Source organism: Pontiella sp., assembly GCF_041622395.1.
In the GTDB taxonomy this organism is placed as follows: Bacteria; Verrucomicrobiota; Kiritimatiellia; order Kiritimatiellales; family Pontiellaceae; genus Pontiella.
Genome location: NZ_JBFJYW010000036.1, coordinates 1 through 17,728, shown reverse-complemented (window position 1 = coordinate 17,728; position 17,728 = coordinate 1). Strand labels below are relative to the sequence as shown.

14 protein-coding genes are annotated in these 17,728 nt (G+C 61.1%); 11 read left to right on the top strand and 3 right to left on the bottom strand.

What is annotated here, in order from left to right:
• Window positions 1-998, top strand: a 998-nt coding sequence (locus ABYO54_RS03615; RefSeq protein ID WP_372806876.1) for a PhoU domain-containing protein, incomplete at its 5' end; no start/stop codon positions are given.
• Window positions 999-1,020: 22 nt separating this feature from the next.
• A complete protein-coding gene (locus tag ABYO54_RS03610; protein ID WP_372806875.1) occupies window positions 1,021-1,932 on the top strand; it encodes an aminotransferase class IV in 912 nt (303 codons plus the stop codon).
• Window positions 1,933-1,987: 55 nt separating this feature from the next.
• Here ABYO54_RS03610 and ABYO54_RS03605 read toward each other — a convergent pair whose 3' ends face one another.
• Both ABYO54_RS03605 and ABYO54_RS03600 read right to left on the bottom strand, forming a co-directional pair.
• Complete coding sequence (locus tag ABYO54_RS03605; protein WP_372806874.1) at window positions 1,988-2,833, bottom strand: leucine-rich repeat protein; 846 nt, start codon at window positions 2,831-2,833, stop codon at window positions 1,988-1,990.
• 119 nt (window positions 2,834-2,952) lie between these two features.
• On the bottom strand, window positions 2,953-4,767 hold the full coding sequence (locus ABYO54_RS03600) for a UTP--glucose-1-phosphate uridylyltransferase (RefSeq protein WP_372806873.1): 1,815 nt from the start codon (window positions 4,765-4,767) through the stop codon (window positions 2,953-2,955).
• Window positions 4,768-4,986: 219 nt separating this feature from the next.
• Between ABYO54_RS03600 and ABYO54_RS03595 the strand changes: the two genes are divergently transcribed.
• The 9 genes from ABYO54_RS03595 to fusA all read left to right on the top strand — a co-directional run bounded on the left by ABYO54_RS03595 (window position 4,987) and on the right by fusA (window position 16,818).
• The gene (locus tag ABYO54_RS03595) at window positions 4,987-5,262 is read left to right on the top strand and encodes a lipid-A-disaccharide synthase N-terminal domain-containing protein (protein ID WP_372806872.1); all 276 of its coding nucleotides are present in this window, start codon (window positions 4,987-4,989) and stop codon (window positions 5,260-5,262) included.
• The gene (locus ABYO54_RS03590; RefSeq protein ID WP_372806871.1) at window positions 5,238-5,969 is read left to right on the top strand and encodes a glycosyltransferase family 2 protein; all 732 of its coding nucleotides are present in this window, start codon (window positions 5,238-5,240) and stop codon (window positions 5,967-5,969) included. The genes ABYO54_RS03595 and ABYO54_RS03590 overlap by 25 nt, the downstream gene beginning before the upstream one ends.
• Window positions 5,966-7,609 (top strand): ArnT family glycosyltransferase, encoded by a 1,644-nt coding sequence (locus ABYO54_RS03585; RefSeq protein ID WP_372806870.1) that lies wholly within the window; start codon window positions 5,966-5,968, stop codon window positions 7,607-7,609. The genes ABYO54_RS03590 and ABYO54_RS03585 overlap by 4 nt, the downstream gene beginning before the upstream one ends.
• A complete protein-coding gene (locus ABYO54_RS03580) occupies window positions 7,606-8,274 on the top strand; it encodes a winged helix-turn-helix domain-containing protein (protein WP_372806869.1) in 669 nt (222 codons plus the stop codon). Before ABYO54_RS03585 ends, ABYO54_RS03580 begins: the two co-directional genes overlap by 4 nt.
• Complete coding sequence (locus ABYO54_RS03575) at window positions 8,261-9,682, top strand: sensor histidine kinase (RefSeq protein ID WP_372806868.1); 1,422 nt, start codon at window positions 8,261-8,263, stop codon at window positions 9,680-9,682. Before ABYO54_RS03580 ends, ABYO54_RS03575 begins: the two co-directional genes overlap by 14 nt.
• Before the next feature lie 88 nt (window positions 9,683-9,770).
• Window positions 9,771-11,822: an NAD-dependent DNA ligase LigA gene (gene ligA / locus ABYO54_RS03570; protein ID WP_372806867.1), complete on the top strand. Its 2,052-nt coding sequence runs from the start codon at window positions 9,771-9,773 to the stop codon at window positions 11,820-11,822.
• Window positions 11,823-12,020: 198 nt separating this feature from the next.
• Complete coding sequence (locus ABYO54_RS03565; RefSeq protein ID WP_372806866.1) at window positions 12,021-13,553, top strand: sigma 54-interacting transcriptional regulator; 1,533 nt, start codon at window positions 12,021-12,023, stop codon at window positions 13,551-13,553.
• Window positions 13,554-13,623: 70 nt separating this feature from the next.
• Window positions 13,624-14,490, top strand: a complete 867-nt coding sequence (gene prmC, locus ABYO54_RS03560; protein ID WP_372806865.1) for a peptide chain release factor N(5)-glutamine methyltransferase — start codon at window positions 13,624-13,626, stop codon at window positions 14,488-14,490.
• 243 nt (window positions 14,491-14,733) lie between these two features.
• Window positions 14,734-16,818: an elongation factor G gene (fusA, locus tag ABYO54_RS03555; protein ID WP_372806864.1), complete on the top strand. Its 2,085-nt coding sequence runs from the start codon at window positions 14,734-14,736 to the stop codon at window positions 16,816-16,818.
• Window positions 16,819-17,182: 364 nt separating this feature from the next.
• On the opposite strand, the gene ABYO54_RS03550 is transcribed toward fusA, so the two are convergent.
• On the bottom strand, window positions 17,183-17,560 hold the full coding sequence (locus ABYO54_RS03550) for a hypothetical protein (RefSeq protein ID WP_372806863.1): 378 nt from the start codon (window positions 17,558-17,560) through the stop codon (window positions 17,183-17,185).
• Window positions 17,561-17,728: the final 168 nt, after the last annotated feature.

Here is a 17,728-nt window from a genome sequence, read left to right as displayed (position 1 = left end):
TGGTGTTCAATTTGATCAGCACCACGCTGGCCCTGGCCGCGGCCCCGCTATTCTACCGGTATGCGCCGCACACCTCCGCCGACCTCATCCGGCAGGCGGCCAACGCGGGCACCATCAAGATGACCATCAGCGCCCTGCTGATGCTTCCGCTGGCCCCGTTGCTGGGGAAAATCGCCACCCGGCTCGTGCCCGCCAAGGAGAAACAACCCGAACCGAGCTTTCTGGACGACGCCCTGCTCAGCCGCCCCGAACAGGCCATCTACGCCTGCCTGCGCGAGCTGCAGCGCACCGCGCGCATCTGCGCGCACAGCCACCATCTGGCGGCGGAAGAGTTTATCCAGCACGACCCCAAACGCGCCAAACGGATTTCCATCAACGAACAGAGCGTGAACGCCATCAAGGTCGCCATGCGCAACTACCTTGCCCGCCTGACCGGCCAATACCTCTCCAAGCGGCAATCCATCCTCATCGGGCACATCGACCGCTGCATGTCCGATGTCGAGCGCGTCGGCGACCACATCGACAACCTCGCGGACATCGCCATGCGGCAACGCGCGAAAACCGCCGCGCGCTTCAGCCCCGAGATGATCGAGGATTGGCTCTCCGTCCATCGCGCGGTCGAGCAACTCATTGCCAAGGTGATTGAGTCGCTCGATCCGGAAACCGCGAACTTCCAGGAAGTGGCCAAGCAGATCCTCGACCTGAGGGAGCGCTACCAGGAAACCGCCATCCGGGTGCGCAACGCCCACTACCACCGGCTGGAAGAGAAGGAGACCACCCCGCTCGCCGGGATGCTCTTCAACGACTACCTCTCCAACTTCTGGCGGATTTCCAAGCACATCAAAAACATTGCGCTGGCCGAACAGCAACCGCAGTTCTGGCTGAAACGCGAGAAGCTTGGCCGGGTGATGTCGTCCGACGCTCCGGGCTACGCCCTGCCCGACCGCATCAACCCCAACGACTACCTCGACAAGCTGCAGTCGGACAACTATCGATAAACCACGAACAACAGGAAGTGCGATGCTACAGAAATTCTACGAGAAAAACCGCGACCTCATCGTCAACATCGGCGGGAAACTGGTCCACCGCGACGAAGCGGGCGTCAGCCCGTTCGACTCCACCGTCCAGAACGGCGACGGCGTCTGGGAAGGGTTGCGCCTCTACCAGGGAAAGATCTTTAAACTGGAGGAACACCTCGACCGCCTCAATCGTTCCGCCGCGGCCCTGCGCTACCAAGGCGTGCCGACGAACGAGGAAATCATCCACCAGCTTCGCCGGACGCTCGAAGCCAACGGGATGTTCGACAACGTGCACATCCGGCTCACGATGTCGCGCGGCCTGAAATATACCAGCGGGCTCGATCCGCGGATCAACACCGCCGGCTGCACGCTCATCATCCTCGCTGAACACAAACCGCCCGTCTACGACAAATCCGGCGTCACCCTCACGGTTTCGTCCCTGCGCCGCCCGCCGAAAAACGTGCTCGACCAGCACATCCACAGCTGCAACCAGCTCACCTCGATCCTCGCCAAGCTCGAAGCCAACGAACGCGGGTTCGACGACGCGCTCATGCTCGACCTCGCCGGCAACTTGGCGGAAACCAACGCGACGCATGTCTTCATCGTAAAAGACGGCACCGTTTTAACCTCCACCACCGAAGCGTGCCCGGAGGGCATCACGCGGCAGACCGTGCTCGACATCTGCGCGAAAAACAACGTGCCCTTCGACGTGCGCGACCTTCCGCTGGCGGAAGTGCTCGCGGCCGACGAGGTGTTCTGCACCGGAACCATGGGCGAGCTCGCGCCCGTCACCAAGATCGACGACACGCGCTACCACAACGAAACCTGCGGGCCGGTGACCGAGCGCCTCTCGGCGCTCTACTCGGAATTGACCCGGAATGAAGGGTTCCAAATCGTCGAGGCGGCTCTCTGAGCCGCGTGCGTTTCTAAGAAACACCACGATAGCAATGAGGCACCGAAACAGGGCATTATTTCTTATCCTGTGGCCATGGAGCAGTAGGTAGTCCCGCGAACTCCGGGCCCCACCCGGATGTTTCCGGATCATAGTAGACCGTCACACCTCTGCGATGCCTTAAACTACCGCGTACCTTCGGCGCGTTTCCTTTAAAATAGAGCGCGTCGAGTTGTTCACTCCCAACGAACAATCGGTGTGATAACAATTCAAAACCCACGGGAAACGTCACCGAGTTCAAGTTCGTGCAACTGCCAAATGCGGATTCCTCAATCTCTCTGACGCCGTCCGGCACGACATAGTCGCGATTCGCATGCCCCGGCGGAAAGCAGACCAGATTGGTTGTGCCGCGAAACAACACACCGTCGTTAGACGAAAAGATGGGGTTCCCCTTTTCAACCCATAGGCAATTCAACCCGTGGCAATCCTCAAAAGCGCCTCCCCATATTTCAACCATGCCTTTAGGGAGGGTGATCTGCCCCCTTACGCCCTCGGGAACCGAAACCAAAACGGTTTTATCCTTATTAAAAAGGAGCCCGTCCTCGCTGCAATAGGATGGATTGGCTGAATCCACCTGAATCGACGAAAGCTTCGGACTGCAATAGAACAAACAAAAGGCGTCGATGTTGGTAACGCTTGCCGGAATGATCACCTTTTCCAAATCATCAAACGTTGCGAAGGTGCATCCATAAATGCCGGTTACCGGCAAACCATGATATGACTCCGGTATCTCCGCAACTTTGCCTTCCCCCGCATAACAACTAACGCTTACCGTATGATTATCATTCGTCTCAAAACTAAACTCCGCGCCCCGGGCGGAAACAGCGAACACCAAGATTAACAGCATGGCTCTAGCAATCATGACAGCACCTTTCGTAATCATCCCCATGCAGATTCGACGAACCCACCACTGCAAGAAAGGACAGCAAACTGAAAAAGGCACCGCAAAACGGTGCCTTCCTCTATCAGTTATGATGAAGCTTACGCTTCGATGGTGTATTCGCCGGGTTCGGTGAATTCGTAGATTGCGGCACCGCGGTTTTCGAACCGGTAGCCGCGGATCTTGAGGTATTCGGGGACGTCGGCGTCGGCGCCGAGTTCAACCAGCTCGAAGCCCGCGTTCTCGAAGCGGCCCTTCACCGTCACCTTCGCGCCGGCGCAGGCTTTCACGACGAGTCCGGTTTTGCCGGCGAGTTCGACGTTTTCGAGCGCGATGTCCGCGCCGTCGAGGATCAGCGTCGCTTCGCCGCGGATGGCGCCGCCGGTCACCTTGGCGCGGCCTTCGGCGAGGGTCATCGCGAACGACGGCCGCAGGATCACCTTCGGGCCGAGCGTGAACGGAACGCCGAGGATACGTTTTTCTTCGGCGGTTTCCACCTGCATGCCGGCCACTTCGAGGCGCGCGCGCCCGGCGGCATAGAAATCGTTCTCGGCGGTGGCGCTGGCGTCGGCCGGTCCGCCGGCCGCGATTTTCGCGGCGGCGTCGGCCACATTGTTTTTATTGGGCGAGAAGCTCCACATGCGGTCGAAGATGGTGACGCCGACCTTTTCGGATTCGCCGAAGAGCTTGGGCAGATCCTGCATCATGGTTTCGAGGCGGGTGGGTTTCTTGAACGCGCTCTTGGTGTCGTCGGTATATTTCGGGTTGACGAACTCCGCGATGATCCCGCGGGAGGCCTCGAGAATCCGGACGTAGGTATCGAGCTTGATCAGCAGCGTGTTGCAGTTGCCGGGGAACGGGGAGAATCCGGTTTCGTCGGCCACGTCGCCCGCGGGATTGATGGTGGCGCGCAGCAGCGGATCGAGCTGGTTGTATTCGACGTTCAGCGTGAATTCCTTGCCGTTGCCGACCAGCTTGGAGAGCCCGCCGACGGCTTCGCCGGGTTTGCGGCGGATCGCCAGCGAGTTGAAGTCGTAGCCGTTTTCCACGGAGACGCCGACGGCGGCGGGCAGCGTATTGAAGCTGGGGCCGTTGGTGTCCTGGATAAACATCAGATATTCGATGCCCGCGTCCTTCAGCTGGGCGGCAACGCCGCTGGTGTGCAGCAGCATGTGGATGTCGCCGTGGCCGTGCGGCTTGAGGATCAGCTCATATTTCGCATTCAGCGCCAAGGCGCCGTCGTTGTCGGCGATCGCCGGAACCAGCTCCTGCTGGAGAATGAACACCTGCTCCTTCCGCAGACCGAAATAGTGGTTGGCTTCGAGCGACTCGATCGTCTTCGGCCCGGTATCCTGCGAAACCATGATCACGAACGGAACCGGACGCTTCGACGCCGAGCGCGCCTGCATGGCGATCAGGTTGTCGGCGTAGTGCTTCAGATAGGAGGTGCATTCGAGCACCTCGACCGCGATGTCGAGCTTGATGCCGTTATAGCCGAGGCGCTCGCCCAGCCCGCCCGCAACCAGCACCACGCCGACCTGGTCGAACCGTGCCGCGCCGACGGCTTCGTATTTCTCGAAGTCGGCCGAGAACGACGTCAGGTCGACCTTCTCCGGCTGCTCCGGCGTCAGGCCTTCGAACGGATTGGCGCCTTCCTTGGATTCGGCCAGCAGCTTGCGGGCGTTGTGGATGTAGCCGACGAGTCCGCCCGGATAGTTGCCGTTGATCTTGGCCAGCGAGTCGAGAAAGGCGGCCTTGGCGGCGTCGTTGGTGCCCGGCGCGTCCCAATCCGCGAAGAGCGCGGCTTGGCCTTCGGCCACCAGCGCGGCAACCAACTCCTGCCGGTCGGCGGCGATCGTTCCCCAATTGGCCTTCAGGCCCGCGAGTTCGGCGTGATCCAGAAAAGTCGTATCCATCGGTTTCTCCCTAGGTTTCTTTAATAAAAACGAGGGCGCATCATGCAAGGGCAAGCCCCTGTTTTCCACAAAAAATGGCAAGGAAAAAGGGGGTGCAACGAACGCGCGCCCGTCGCGCGCAAACGGGCAAAGATTGCCAAATGGCAATCTTCGCAACACCGCACGGCAACCTTCGGCCCGCTATCCTTTGCGCCATATTTACTTTACGGAGATTTTAAGATGGATGGCTGGTTGATCGCGGGCTTGTTTGCCCAAATCTTGTTTACCGCGCGGTTTGTGATCCAATGGATCGCCAGCGAACGCGCGGGCGAAAGCGTTGTGCCCGAACTGTTTTGGTTTTTCAGCCTGAGCGGTTCGCTGCTGTTGCTGGTATACGCCATTCACCGGAAGGATCCGGTCTTCATACTCGGCCAAAGTGCGGGCGTATTCATCTATCTGCGAAACATCCACCTCATCCTCAGGAAGAAAAAATGCGCGACCCCGGCCACGACATAAACCTATCGGTCATCGTGCCGGCCTACAACGAGGCGGACTGCCTGCCGGCGCTCGTCGAGGCGCTGACCGGCACCCTGCGGCCGCTCGAACCGCGCTTTGAGATCATTCTGGTGAACGACGCGAGCACCGACCGCTCCAAAGAGGTGATCGTGCAGCTGTGCGCCGGCTTTCCGGAAGTGCGGGGGATCCACCACCGCATCAACAGCGGGCAGAGCGCGGCGGTGGTGTCGGGCTTCCACGCCGCCCGCGGCCGGCTGATCGCGACGCTCGATGCCGACATGCAGAACCCGCCAACCGAAATCCCCCGCTTGCTGGAACAGATGACCCCCGGAACGGATGCGGTCTGCGGGGTGCGGCGCCGCCGCAACGACCCGGCCATCAAACGGATCTCCTCCAAGCTCGCCAATGCCTTCCGCGACTGGATCACCGGCGTCCCGGTGCAGGACGCCGGGTGCGGCATGCGGCTGATGCGCCGCGAAGCCACGATGGAATTGCCCCCCTTCAACGGCCTGCACCGCTTCATCACCACGATCTTCAAACTGCAGGGACTCAACGTGGTCGAGGTGCCGATTGCCCACAGCCCGCGGCTGGCCGGGCTTTCCAAATACGGCATCGGCAACCGCCTCTGGCGCGGGATCGCCGACTGCTATGCCATGCGCTGGTATGCCCGCCGCGTTTTTTCACCCAACCGCACGGAAGCACGATGAGCTCCCCGTCGCTCGGCCGCACGGCTCCGCTGATCCTGATCGCGCTCTGGCTGGTGGGCATGGTCGGCATTGTTTCGATCCCGCTTGAACGGCACGGCGTCTTCGTCCTCGAAACCGCGCAGGAAATGCAGGTTTCCGGCGACTGGATCCTGCCGCGGTTCAACGGCGAGCCGCGGCTGAACAAACCGCCGCTGAACTACTGGGCCACGACGCTGGTCGCCCAGCTCGATCCGTTCCATGCGGACGTTCAAATCTGGCACGGCCGGCTGGTTTCGCTGCTGGCCGCGCTGGCCTTGGGGCTGGCGACCTACCGCGCCGGAACCCGCCTCTATGGCCGGACGACGGGCTTTCTTGCGGCGCTGATCCTTGCGAGCTCGGAACAGCTGGTCGAAATGGCGCACAACTCGCGGCCGGACATGCTCTATGCCGCTTGCTGCGCGTTGCTTCTGTTTGCGTGGCTGGATGCCTGGCGGGCGGCGGACGGAAGCCGCAGCCAGTGCGCGTACGGGCTGGCCGGATGGCTGGCGGCCGCGCTGGCCACGCTGGCCAAGGGGCCGCAGGTGCCCGCCGTCTTCCTCGCCGGCTTCCTGATTTTTCTGCTGACGGGCCCGGACCGCCGCCGCGTTGCGCGCATTTTGCATCCGATCGGCGGCCTGCTGCTCTATTGCGCGATCGTCCTGCCGTGGTGGATCCTGTTGAACCGCCGGCTGGAGTCGATGGGCATCGCCATCGAAGAGAGCCAGATGTCGGGCTCGCTGCTTCGCAACCTGGCGCAGTGGGACGAACTGCTGAGTGCCTACTATCTCTGGGCGCTGCCCCTCTGCATGCTGCCGGCGAGTTTGGCGATGCCCTTCGTGGCCCGCCGGCTATGGAAAAAGCGGAAGGCGCTCGGCCCTTCCGCGCGCCTGCTGCTGGTGGTTGGCGCCACCTGGCTGGTCGTCTTTACCTTGGGCGGGCACTACCGCAGCCACTACCTGTTGCCGATCCTTCCGCTTCCGGCACTCGCGCTTGCACGCGCCCTGCTGCTGCCGCCGCCGCTCGCGGCGCTCCCGCGCAAATGGTGGATGGCCCTGCGGGGCATCACCGGTGCGGCGGTTCTCGCCTGCGCCGGCACCCTGCTCTACCAAGGGCGCATCGTCGCGTTCATCCTGACGGCGGGCGCGGGAGGGTTGCTGTACCTGCTCGTCCGGCGCGGGCTGAACGCTGGCGAATGGACGCCCACCCCGCTCGTGCGGCAGTTGGTGGTTTTGCTGGTGCTCTGCGCCGTCGCGGTCGCGGGCGGCAACGCCCTGCTGCCTTTGCATGCCCGCCGGGCCGCGGAGCAGGCGCTGGCCGTGCGCATCCGTTCGGCGCTCGCCCCCGGCGACCGGCTCGTCCAATGGAACATGGACAAGGAGGTGCTGGCCTTCTATCACGACGCGCCCATCCCGACCCTGACCGAAACCGCCGAACTCGAAAAGCTGCTTACCCGCAGCGGGAAACCCGTTTTCGCCGTCGTCCACACGCGGGAACTCGACGGGCTGGGCCAATCGTTCGGCATAGAGATCCTTGACAGCACCGCGTCCATCAGAAAACAATCCCAGCACCTTTCATTCGTCCAATTAGGAAACGGCCCCGAACGCCCCGAAGAACAACCATGAGAATCCTGCTGATCGAAGACGACCCGAAGACCGCCGCGTTCATTATCAAGGGACTCGGACAGGAAGGCTTTGCGGTGGACCATGCCGCCGATGGCGAGATCGGGCTGCATCTCGCAAGCGAGTTTCCGTTCGATGCGGCGGTCGTGGACATCATGCTTCCCAAACGGGACGGCCTCTCCGTGATCGAATGCCTGCGGAAACAGCAGAACCCCATCCCGGTCATCGTGCTCAGCGCCCGCTCGTCCGTCGAGGACCGCATCAAGGGGCTCCAGGTCGGCGCCGACGACTATCTCATGAAACCCTTCGCCTTTTCCGAACTGCTGGCCCGCATCCAGGCCCTGTTGCGCCGGGCCTCGGCCCAGACCGACCCCACCTCGCTGACCGTGGCGGACCTGCGCATGGATCTCGTCCGGAAAAAAGCATTCCGGGCGGACCGCGAGATCGAGCTGCAGCCCAAGGAATTTTCCCTGCTCGAATACCTGATGCGCAATACCGGCCGGGTGGTCTCGAAAACCATGATCATGGAACACGTCTGGGACTATAATTTCGACCCCCAGACCAACGTCGTGGAAACGCGGATCTGCCGCCTGCGCGAAAAAATCGATCGGGGCACGGAAGCGAAACTGATCCGCACCGTCCGGGGAATGGGCTATGTCCTCGAATAACCCGCCGCGCTCCACCCATACCGTCGCATCGCGCCTTACCCTGTGGTATGCCCTGTTCTACACGCTGTTCTGCCTGGTCATGCTCCTGGCGGTGACCGCCGTCATGAACAGCAATGCCGTGAAGCGCATGGACCAGTACCTGTCCGCGGAAATCGACGAATTCAACGCCATTTACGAAACGGACGGGATCGAAGGTTTGGCCAAAGAGTTCCGCCAGGAGGCCGAAGCCTACGGTGCACAAAAACTCTTTTGCCGCCTGCTCTCGCCGAATCGCGAACCGCGCCTCACCTCGAACATCGCCGGCTGGGAAGGGTTGGATGCGGAACTGCGGGCCGTGGCGGTGCCCACGGTGCCGCTCCAACCCGCCTTCCAGATGCTCTATCCCGCGGCCAGCCCCTTCAACGCCCGCATGGCCACCCTGAAAACCGCCGACGGCCACCTGTTGCAATTCGGCATCAACCTCCAGTCCGAAAACAGATCGCGGCAGAAGATCCAACGCTTCCTGATCATCGGATCGGTCCTGTTTCTGGGGGTCAGCACGCTGTTCAGCTGGGTGGTGGCCCAGCGCGCCATGGCCGGGGTGAAAGCGGTCACCCGCGCCGTCTCCTTCACCCGCAAAGACGCCCTCGACCAAACCCTTCCCCTGGAGAAAAAAGGACGCGAAATCGATGATCTGGTCGATGCGTTCAACGGCATGCTGGCGCGGATCCAATCGCTGATCCTCGAAATCAAGGAAGTCTCCGACAACGTCGCCCACGATCTGCGCAGCCCGATCACCCGGATGCGCGGGGCGGCCGAAACCACGCTGATGGGCCCGCAGGAGATCGAGCCCTACCGCGAAATGGGCAGCACGATCCTCGAAGAGTGCGACCGCCTGACCGGCATCATCAACATCACCCTCGAAATTGCGCAGGCCGAATCGGGCCTGCTGGAGATCCGGCGCAACCCGATCGACCTGTATGCCCTACTCAGCGATGCGGCCGAGCTCTTCCAGCCGGTCGCGGAACAAAAGAATATCCGCCTGGACGTCCGGATCGAGCCGGCCCCGCTCACGCTTCCGGGCGATCAAACCCGGATCCAGCGCGTGGTCGCCAACCTGCTCGACAACGCCATCAAATATACCCCGGAAGGCGGAGAAATCGTTCTCGCCGCCACCGCGGACAAGCAGTCGGTCCGGTTCTCGATATCCGATGCCGGGCCCGGGATCGACCCGGCGGAAACCGAACGGATCTTCGAGCGCTTCTATCGCGGCGAGCAAAGCCGTTCATCGCAGGGCAACGGCCTGGGGCTCAGCTTCGCCCGAAGCATCGTGGTGGCGCACGGCGGCACGCTGACCGTCGAAAACAATCCCGACCACGGCTGCACCTTCACCGCCACCCTGCCGCTCGTTCCGCCGGAAACGCGTTAGCCCGCGCGGCGTTGCCCGGAAGCCGCCTGCGCATACATTCCGTTCGTCCGAATTGACCCGATTTGCCGAAATCGGTACCTTCCACGCCATGACTCAACAAGCCGACCCCAAACAACGGATCGAGGCACTGCGCTCGGAAATCGAGCGGCACAACCGCCTCTACTACATCGACGCCAAGCCCGAGATCGGCGACCGCGACTACGACGCCCTCCTGCACGAACTCGAAGCGCTGGAAAAGCAGCATCCGGAATACGCCAGCGCCACCTCCCCCACCCAGCGCGTCGGCGGCGCCCCGCTCGCCGGCTTCGAGAGCGTCCGGCACGCCGTGCCGATGATGAGCCTGTCGAACACCTATTCGAAAGAAGAGCTGGCCGAGTTCGACCGCCGCATCCGCAAGCTGATCCCGGAAGAGACCTTCGACTACGTCCTCGAACCGAAGATCGACGGCGTGGCGATTTCGCTGCGCTACGAAAACGGCGAGCTGGTTCGCGCCGTCACGCGCGGCGATGGAACAACCGGCGACGACGTGACGGTCAACATCCGAACCATCCATTCGATCCCGCTGCGGCTTTCCGACATGATGCCGCCCGCCGTGCTCGAAGTGCGCGGCGAAATCTACATGGACACCGCCGGCTTCGCCAAGCTCAACGAAACGCGGCAGGAGGCCGGGCTCGAACCGTTCGCCAATCCGCGCAACGCCTGCGCCGGATCGCTCAAGTTGCTCGATTCCCGCGAAGTGGCCAAACGCCCGCTCGACGCCGTTTTCTATGCAACGGGGCAACTCGACGGCATCGCTTTCAAGACACACGCGCTCATGCTGGAGTCGCTGAAAAACTACGGCTTGCGCATTACGCCCAACTATTGGCTCTACCCGACGATCGAGGAGGTCCTCGACCAACTCGACGCGCTCGAATCCATGCGCCATGAATTTCCGTTCGAGATGGACGGCGCCGTCATCAAAGTCAACGAGCGGGTGCTTTATGAAGAGCTCGGCTACACGGCCAAAAGCCCGCGCTGGGCGGTGGCCTACAAGTATGAACCGGAACAGGCCGAAACCACGCTGCGCGCCATCTCGATCCAGGTCGGGCGCACGGGCGTGCTGACGCCCGTCGCCGAGCTCGAACCCGTCCTGCTGGCCGGCACCACCGTCAAACGCGCCACCCTGCACAACGAGGACGAGATCCGCCGCAAGGACATCCGGATCGGCGACCGCGTCATCATCGAAAAGGCGGGCGAGATCATTCCCGCCGTCGTCAAGGTGGTCGAAGAAAAGCGCAAAGGCACCGAGACCGAATTCAGCATGCCGGCCGCCTGCCCGGTCTGTGGCGGCGAGGTGGAGAAGCGCGAGGGCGAGGTGGCCCTGCGCTGCATCAACCTGCAGTGCCCGGCGCAGGTCAAGAACTGGCTCACCCACTTTGCGTCGCGCGGCGCCATGGATATCAACGGGCTCGGCGAATCGCTCGTCGAACAGCTCGTCGATGGCGGGCTGGTCAAGAATCCGGCCGAACTCTACGCGCTTCAAAAGGTCGAAGTGCTCGGGCTCGAGCGCATGGGCGAAAAGTCGGCCGAAAACCTGATCAAGGGCATCGAGGAGAGCAAGCAGCGTCCGTTCGAAAAGGTGCTGTTCGGCCTCGGCATCCGCCATGTCGGCAAGGGTGCGGCCACAATCCTCGCCAACGAATTCAAGAATATCGACGCGCTCATGGCCGCCGACACCCTCCGCCTCGAAGAGATCCACGACATCGGCCCGATCGTCGGGAAGTCGGTCGTGGACTATTTCCAATCGGACGACACCCGCGCGGTGATCGACCAACTCCGGGCGGCGGGCGTCAACTTCGAACAAGCGGCGACCGGCGCAAGCCACGAGCTCGAAGGCCTCACCTTCGTGCTGACCGGCTCGCTGGAATCGATGACGCGCGACGAAGCCGGCGACCAGATCAAGGCGCGCGGCGGCAAGGTGAGCAGCAGCGTCTCGAAAAACACCAGCTATCTGGTGGCGGGCGAGAGCGCCGGTTCAAAATTGGCGAAAGCCGAAAAACTCGGGGTCACCATCTTGAACGAAGAGCAGCTCATCGCCCTGCTGGGCTCGGCCGAAAAACGGAGCGAGCCACCGACGGGCCAGATGGGGTTCAGCTTCTGAACGGCGCGAATACCGCACGAATGGGCGGCGGGTTGCCCCTTTTCCCGCGCCCCCCGCCAAAGGAGCCCATAACCGCGGGAATCGATGCGTCCCGACATTTATTTCCAAAAGACACTTGTGTTGGCGCCGGACATCTAGATACATTTTTGTATTCAGGTTTGGACGATAAAACATCCAAGCCGCATGAGGATGCAAAACATGAATCGAAGCGAAAAAGAACTTAACGTTCTCTACAACATCTCGCAGACCATTTCCGCGCGGCAGCACAACGTCTCGGATTTGCTCAACGAGGTGCTGCATATCATGGCCACCGAATTGGGCGTGGTCCGCGGCACCCTGACCCTGCGCAAACCGGGCACCGACGTTTTGAAGATCGAGGCCTCCAGCGGCCTGTCCGACAGCGAAATGCGCCGCGGACAATACGAACTGGGCGAAGGCGTCACGGGGCGGGTCGCGCAGTCCGGCAAATCCGAGCTTGTGCCCGACATCGGCGAATCGCCCGACTTTCTGAACCGGACCAAGGCGCGCGGCGACCAGAAAACCGCCTTTATTTGCGTACCGATCATCCACCGCAAGGAAGTGATCGGCACCATGAGCATCGACCTGCCGGCCACCGCCGAAGAGGAACTCAAGGGCTACCTGCTCTTCCTCGAGCACGTGGCGCAGATTCTGGCCTCGGCCGTTTCGACCATCCGCGAAGAGATCGAGGAACGCAACGCGCTGGAATCCGAAAACGAAATGCTGCGCCGCCAGCTGGGCGGGCGCTACAGCATCGACAACATGGTGGGCAACTGCAACTCGATGCGCAGCGTCTACGAACAGATCGTCCAGGTGGCCGGCAGTGCCGCCACCGTGCTGGTGCGCGGCGAATCGGGAACGGGTAAAGAACTCGTTGCCCGGGCCATCCACTTCAACAGTCCGCGCAAAAACAACGCCTTTGTCAGCGTCAACTGCGCGGCGTTGCCCGAAAACCTGATCGAATCCGAACTCTTCGGCCACGAGAAGGGCGCCTTCACCGGGGCCCAGCAACAGCGCAAGGGCCGCTTCGAGCTGGCCAACGGCGGCACCATCTTCCTCGACGAAATCGGCGACATCTCCCCGGCCGTGCAGGTGCGCCTGCTGCGCGTCCTGCAGGAAAAATCGTTCGAGCGCGTCGGCGGCAACGAAACCATCACCGTCAACGTGCGCGTGGTGGCGGCCACCAGCCGCAACCTGGAAGAAGGCATGGTCAACGACACGTTCCGCGAGGACTTGTACTACCGCCTCAACGTTTTTCCGATCATGCTGCCGCCGCTGCGCGAGCGCAAATCCGACATCATGTTGCTGGCCGACCACTTTCTGCAGAAATACGGCGGGATGTACGGCAAGGATATGAAACGCATCTCCACCTCCGCCATCAACATGATGATGGCCTACCACTGGCCCGGCAACGTGCGCGAACTCGAAAACTGCATCGAGCGCGCCGTGCTCACCTCGTCGGACTGCGTGATCCACGGGTTCAACATGCCGCCGTCGCTGCAGACCAGCGACGAAACGCACACCAGCCTGCTGCCCGAAAACGGCACCAGCCTCAAGCAGATGATCGAGGCCTATGAGCGGGAACTTTTGATCGATGCCCTGAAAAAGCACCGCGGCAATGCGGCGGCGGTCGCCCGCTACCTGCAGGCCACCCAGCGCATCATCAACTACCGCATCAAAAACCTCGGCATCGATCCGAAAAACTATAAATAGGGCTCGAATGCCGGAAGGTCGAACAGTCAAAAGCCCTTGACCCGCGCCCTTCGCCCTTCGATCAAAAAGCATGGAAGTAGATCAACTAATCGAATCGCTCGAGTTCCGTTTCACGGCGGCGGGGGTGGACAACGCGCGGCGCGTGGCGGAAGAGCTGCTGGCGCACGTTTTCGACTGCAAACCGCTCGAGATCTACACGGGCAAGGCACCCGAAGCGCGCTCCTCCGCCGAACAGTTCCAGATCATCCGCCGGCTCGAGCCGCTCGCCGCGCGCATCGAACAGGGCGAGCCGTTGCAATACGTCGTCGGCCACGTCGATTTCTGGGGGTTGCAGATCAAATGCGATCCGCGCGCGCTGATCCCGCGCCCCGAAACCGAACTGCTGGTGGAAGAGGTGCTGGCTTCCAAGATTTGGAACAACAAGACGCCGGCCACGGTCGTGGATGTCGGGATCGGTTCGGGCTGCATCGTCATTACGCTGGCCAAGCAACGCACCGACGCCTGCTTCAAGGCGGTCGACATTTCGCCGGCCGCGCTGGAGCTGGCGCAGGAAAACGCCGAACAGCATGGCCTTCGCAACCAGATCCTCTGGATCGAGGGTTCGTTGCTCGAAGGGCACGCCCCCGCCAGCGCCGACGTGGTGGTGGCCAACCTGCCCTACATCGCCTCCAGGGATTGGGCCGAGCTGCACCCCTCCGTGCGCAACCACGAACCGCAATCCGCGCTCGATAGCGGCCCGACCGGCATGGAACTGATCGAAGACCTCGCCCTGCAAGCACGCTCGGTACTGGTTCCCGGCGGGCAGATCTTCCTCGAATTCGGCTTCGACCAAGGGCCCGCCGTCCGCAAATGCCTGGAAAACATGGGGTATGCCGACATCCAGATCAAACACGACCTGGCCGGGCACGACCGCATCGCCTGCGCAACCAATCCCTAGCCCGGGCCATCCCCGGAAATACCGCAACCCCCGGCCCGCCGGCTTTCCAAGGCTTTACCGTTGTGGCAAATGGCCCAACCGCGCCCGCAACCCCGCTTCTTCCGATCCGCGGCGTTTGGTTCCGGGTTGCCCCGTCGCGCAAGTCGCCAACTTTTAACGAATTAACCCTTGAAGATGGATTACCCAAGGAGCATATTGTCGCGCTTTTAGATGGTTAAAGATTTAATTTAACGAGGAAAACCAATGGCTAGAACAGTCCCTTTGAAGAATGTACGCAATATCGGCATCATGGCTCACATCGATGCCGGCAAAACCACCGTATCCGAACGCATCCTGTACTACACGGGCCGCTCCCATAAAATCGGCGAAGTCCATGACGGCGCCGCCACCATGGACTGGATGGTCCAGGAACAGGAACGCGGGATCACGATCACCTCCGCCGCCACCACCTGCATGTGGAAAAACCACATGATCTCGATCATCGACACCCCCGGCCACGTGGACTTCACGATGGAAGTGGAACGCGCCCTGCGCGTACTCGATGGCGCGATCGCCCTCTACTGCGCGGTGGGCGGCGTCCAGCCCCAGTCCGAAACCGTTTGGCACCAGTCCGAGCGCTACGAAGTGCCGAAGATCGCCTTCGTCAACAAGATGGACCGCATCGGCGCCGACTTCTTCTCGGTGGTCGACGGCATCCACAACATGCTCGGCGCAAACGCCGTTCCCGTGGTTATTCCGATCGGGGCATCCGACTCCTTCAAGGGCATCGTCGACCTCATCACCATGAAAGCGCTGATCTTCAAGGAAGAATCGCAGGGCGCCGAATGGGACGAAGTCGAAATCCCCGCCGACCTGGCCGAGTCCGCCAAGAAATGGCGCAACAACCTGGTTGAAAAATGCGCCGAACAAGACGAAGAGATGCTCGAAAAATTCTTCGAAGAAGGCGACCTTTCCGAAGCCGAAATCTGGAAGATTCTCCGCAAGGCCACCTGCGCCCGCCAGGTCGTTCCGGTTTACTGCGGCTCCGCCTTCAAGAACAAGGGCGTGCAGCAGGTGCTCGACGGCGTCATCAAGATCCTTCCCGCGCCGAACGAAATCCCGCCGATCATCTGCACCCAGAACCCGGAAAACCAGCGCAAGGTCGACGACAACGAAGTGTTCTCCGCGCTGGCGTTCAAGATTATGTCCGACAAGCACATGGGTAAATTGACCTACCTGCGTCTCTACTCGGGCACAATGACGGCCGGTTCCACCATCTGGAACTCTTCCCAGCAGAAAAAACAGCGCGTTGGACGCCTGCTGCGCATGCACGCCAACCGCCAGGAAGCCCTTGATGTGGCCGTGGCCGGCGACATTGTTGCCGTGGCCGGACTGACCGAAACCAAGACCGGCGATACCCTCTGCGACAAGGACAACGAAATCTTCCTCGAGTCCATGGACTTCCCGGCACCGGTGATCTCGATTTCCATCAAGCCGGAATCCAACGCCGACAACGAAAAGCTGGGCGAAGCCCTGCATCGTCTGGCCGACGAGGATCCGACCTTCACCGTCTCCTTCGACCAGGAAACATCGGAAACCATCATTGCCGGCATGGGCGAGCTTCACCTCGAAATCATCGTCGACCGCCTGAAGCGCGAATTCGGCGTGGCGGCGGCCGTTGGCCGTCCGGAAGTGGCCTACCGCGAAACCGCGACGGCACCTTCCGATGGATCCTACAAGCACTCCAAGCAGTCGGGCGGACGCGGCCAGTACGGCCATGTCGTCATGAGCCTGGAGCCGCGCAATCCGGGCGAAGGCTTCGAATTCGTCAACGCCATCACCGGTGGACGCATTCCGGCCGAATACATTCCGTCCGTTGAAAAGGGTGTCATCCAGGCTCTGGAAAAAGGACCGTTCGCCGGCTATCCGGTCGTGGACATGAAGGTCACCCTGACCGACGGTTCCTACCATGATGTCGACTCGTCCGACTTCGCCTTCCAGATTGCCGGCCGCCAAGGCTTCAAGGAACTCTTCATGAAGGGCCAACCCGAGCTGCTCGAGCCGGTGATGTCCATCGAAGTCACTACCCCCGACGAATTCATGGGCGCGGTCAACGGCACCATCTGCCAGCGCCGCGGACGCATCGACTCGATGGATGAGCGCGGCGGCATGAAGATCGTCAAGGGCATGGTCCCGCTGAGCGAAATGTTCGGCTATTCCAACACCATCCGCTCCCTGACGCAGGGTCGCGCATCGTTCTCGATGACCTTCGAGCACTACGAGGCCGTTCCGTTCTCGATCGCCGAAGAAGTGGTCAAGAAGCGCCATGCCGAAGGCAAGGTTCGCTAAGCTTCGCTGCTGCGCGAATGAAGAAGAGGCCGTCCGCAAGGGCGGCCTTTTTTTTGGCCATACGCTGCGCTCTGCCGGGACGACGCAGGCACACGTTATCCGATATCCGGGAATGGAACCACGCATACGCAATGGGATCTGGGGTTTGTCCCGCTCATCCGCCGGAGCAAGAACCGGTGCTGCATATCCTCTTCATGAATCGGTGCCTATCCGCGCTCAGCCGGGGTTCATTTATTTTTGAAGGGCAAAACAAGGCTGGGAGGTTCAATCGATCGTGGAAGTTGACACAAGACAAAGATTGAAGCAGGGATGCTCTGCATTCGCAGTATGTGCTTCGCAGGTCTTACTCGGAAGGGCGTAGAGACTATTCTGCAGTTATCTCGACATTAGTTTTGGGAACGTCTGTCGCATACCAACTTAGCGGAGCTTTGTGGGATAACGGTGCGATGATTTTGTGACCGCGTATCGCAACGAAACTTGACGCAGCGATGTAGTGCGCAGGTAGTTCATCATTCTGCATTGTCATTACACCAACGCGGTCTTCCGTAATGATGTCACCAGGTTTTAGATCTCCGTTGGCCGCAACGACTTTAGTCGTGTCGAAAAACGATGGGCTGTCATCCAGCATGTACGAAAGGTTTTCTACGATCGTTACGGTCAGCAATATTGATCCAATTACAACAGGAAAGCACAGTAGAATGAAGATTCTCTTGAGCCACTTTGCCGATTCATTAGTTTCCATATTTTACCCTTTACCCAACGATTCGCATTATGTCCATCCGGCTTCACCCAACCTCCTCGCCGTGGAAGCCAGTTAAAATGCAGGAGTATATGAGGGCAAACCCCAAGGCGCAATCTTTTTGTTGGACTGAGCCCCTCGATACGTCCGACTTATCTATGGTTAGAGTAT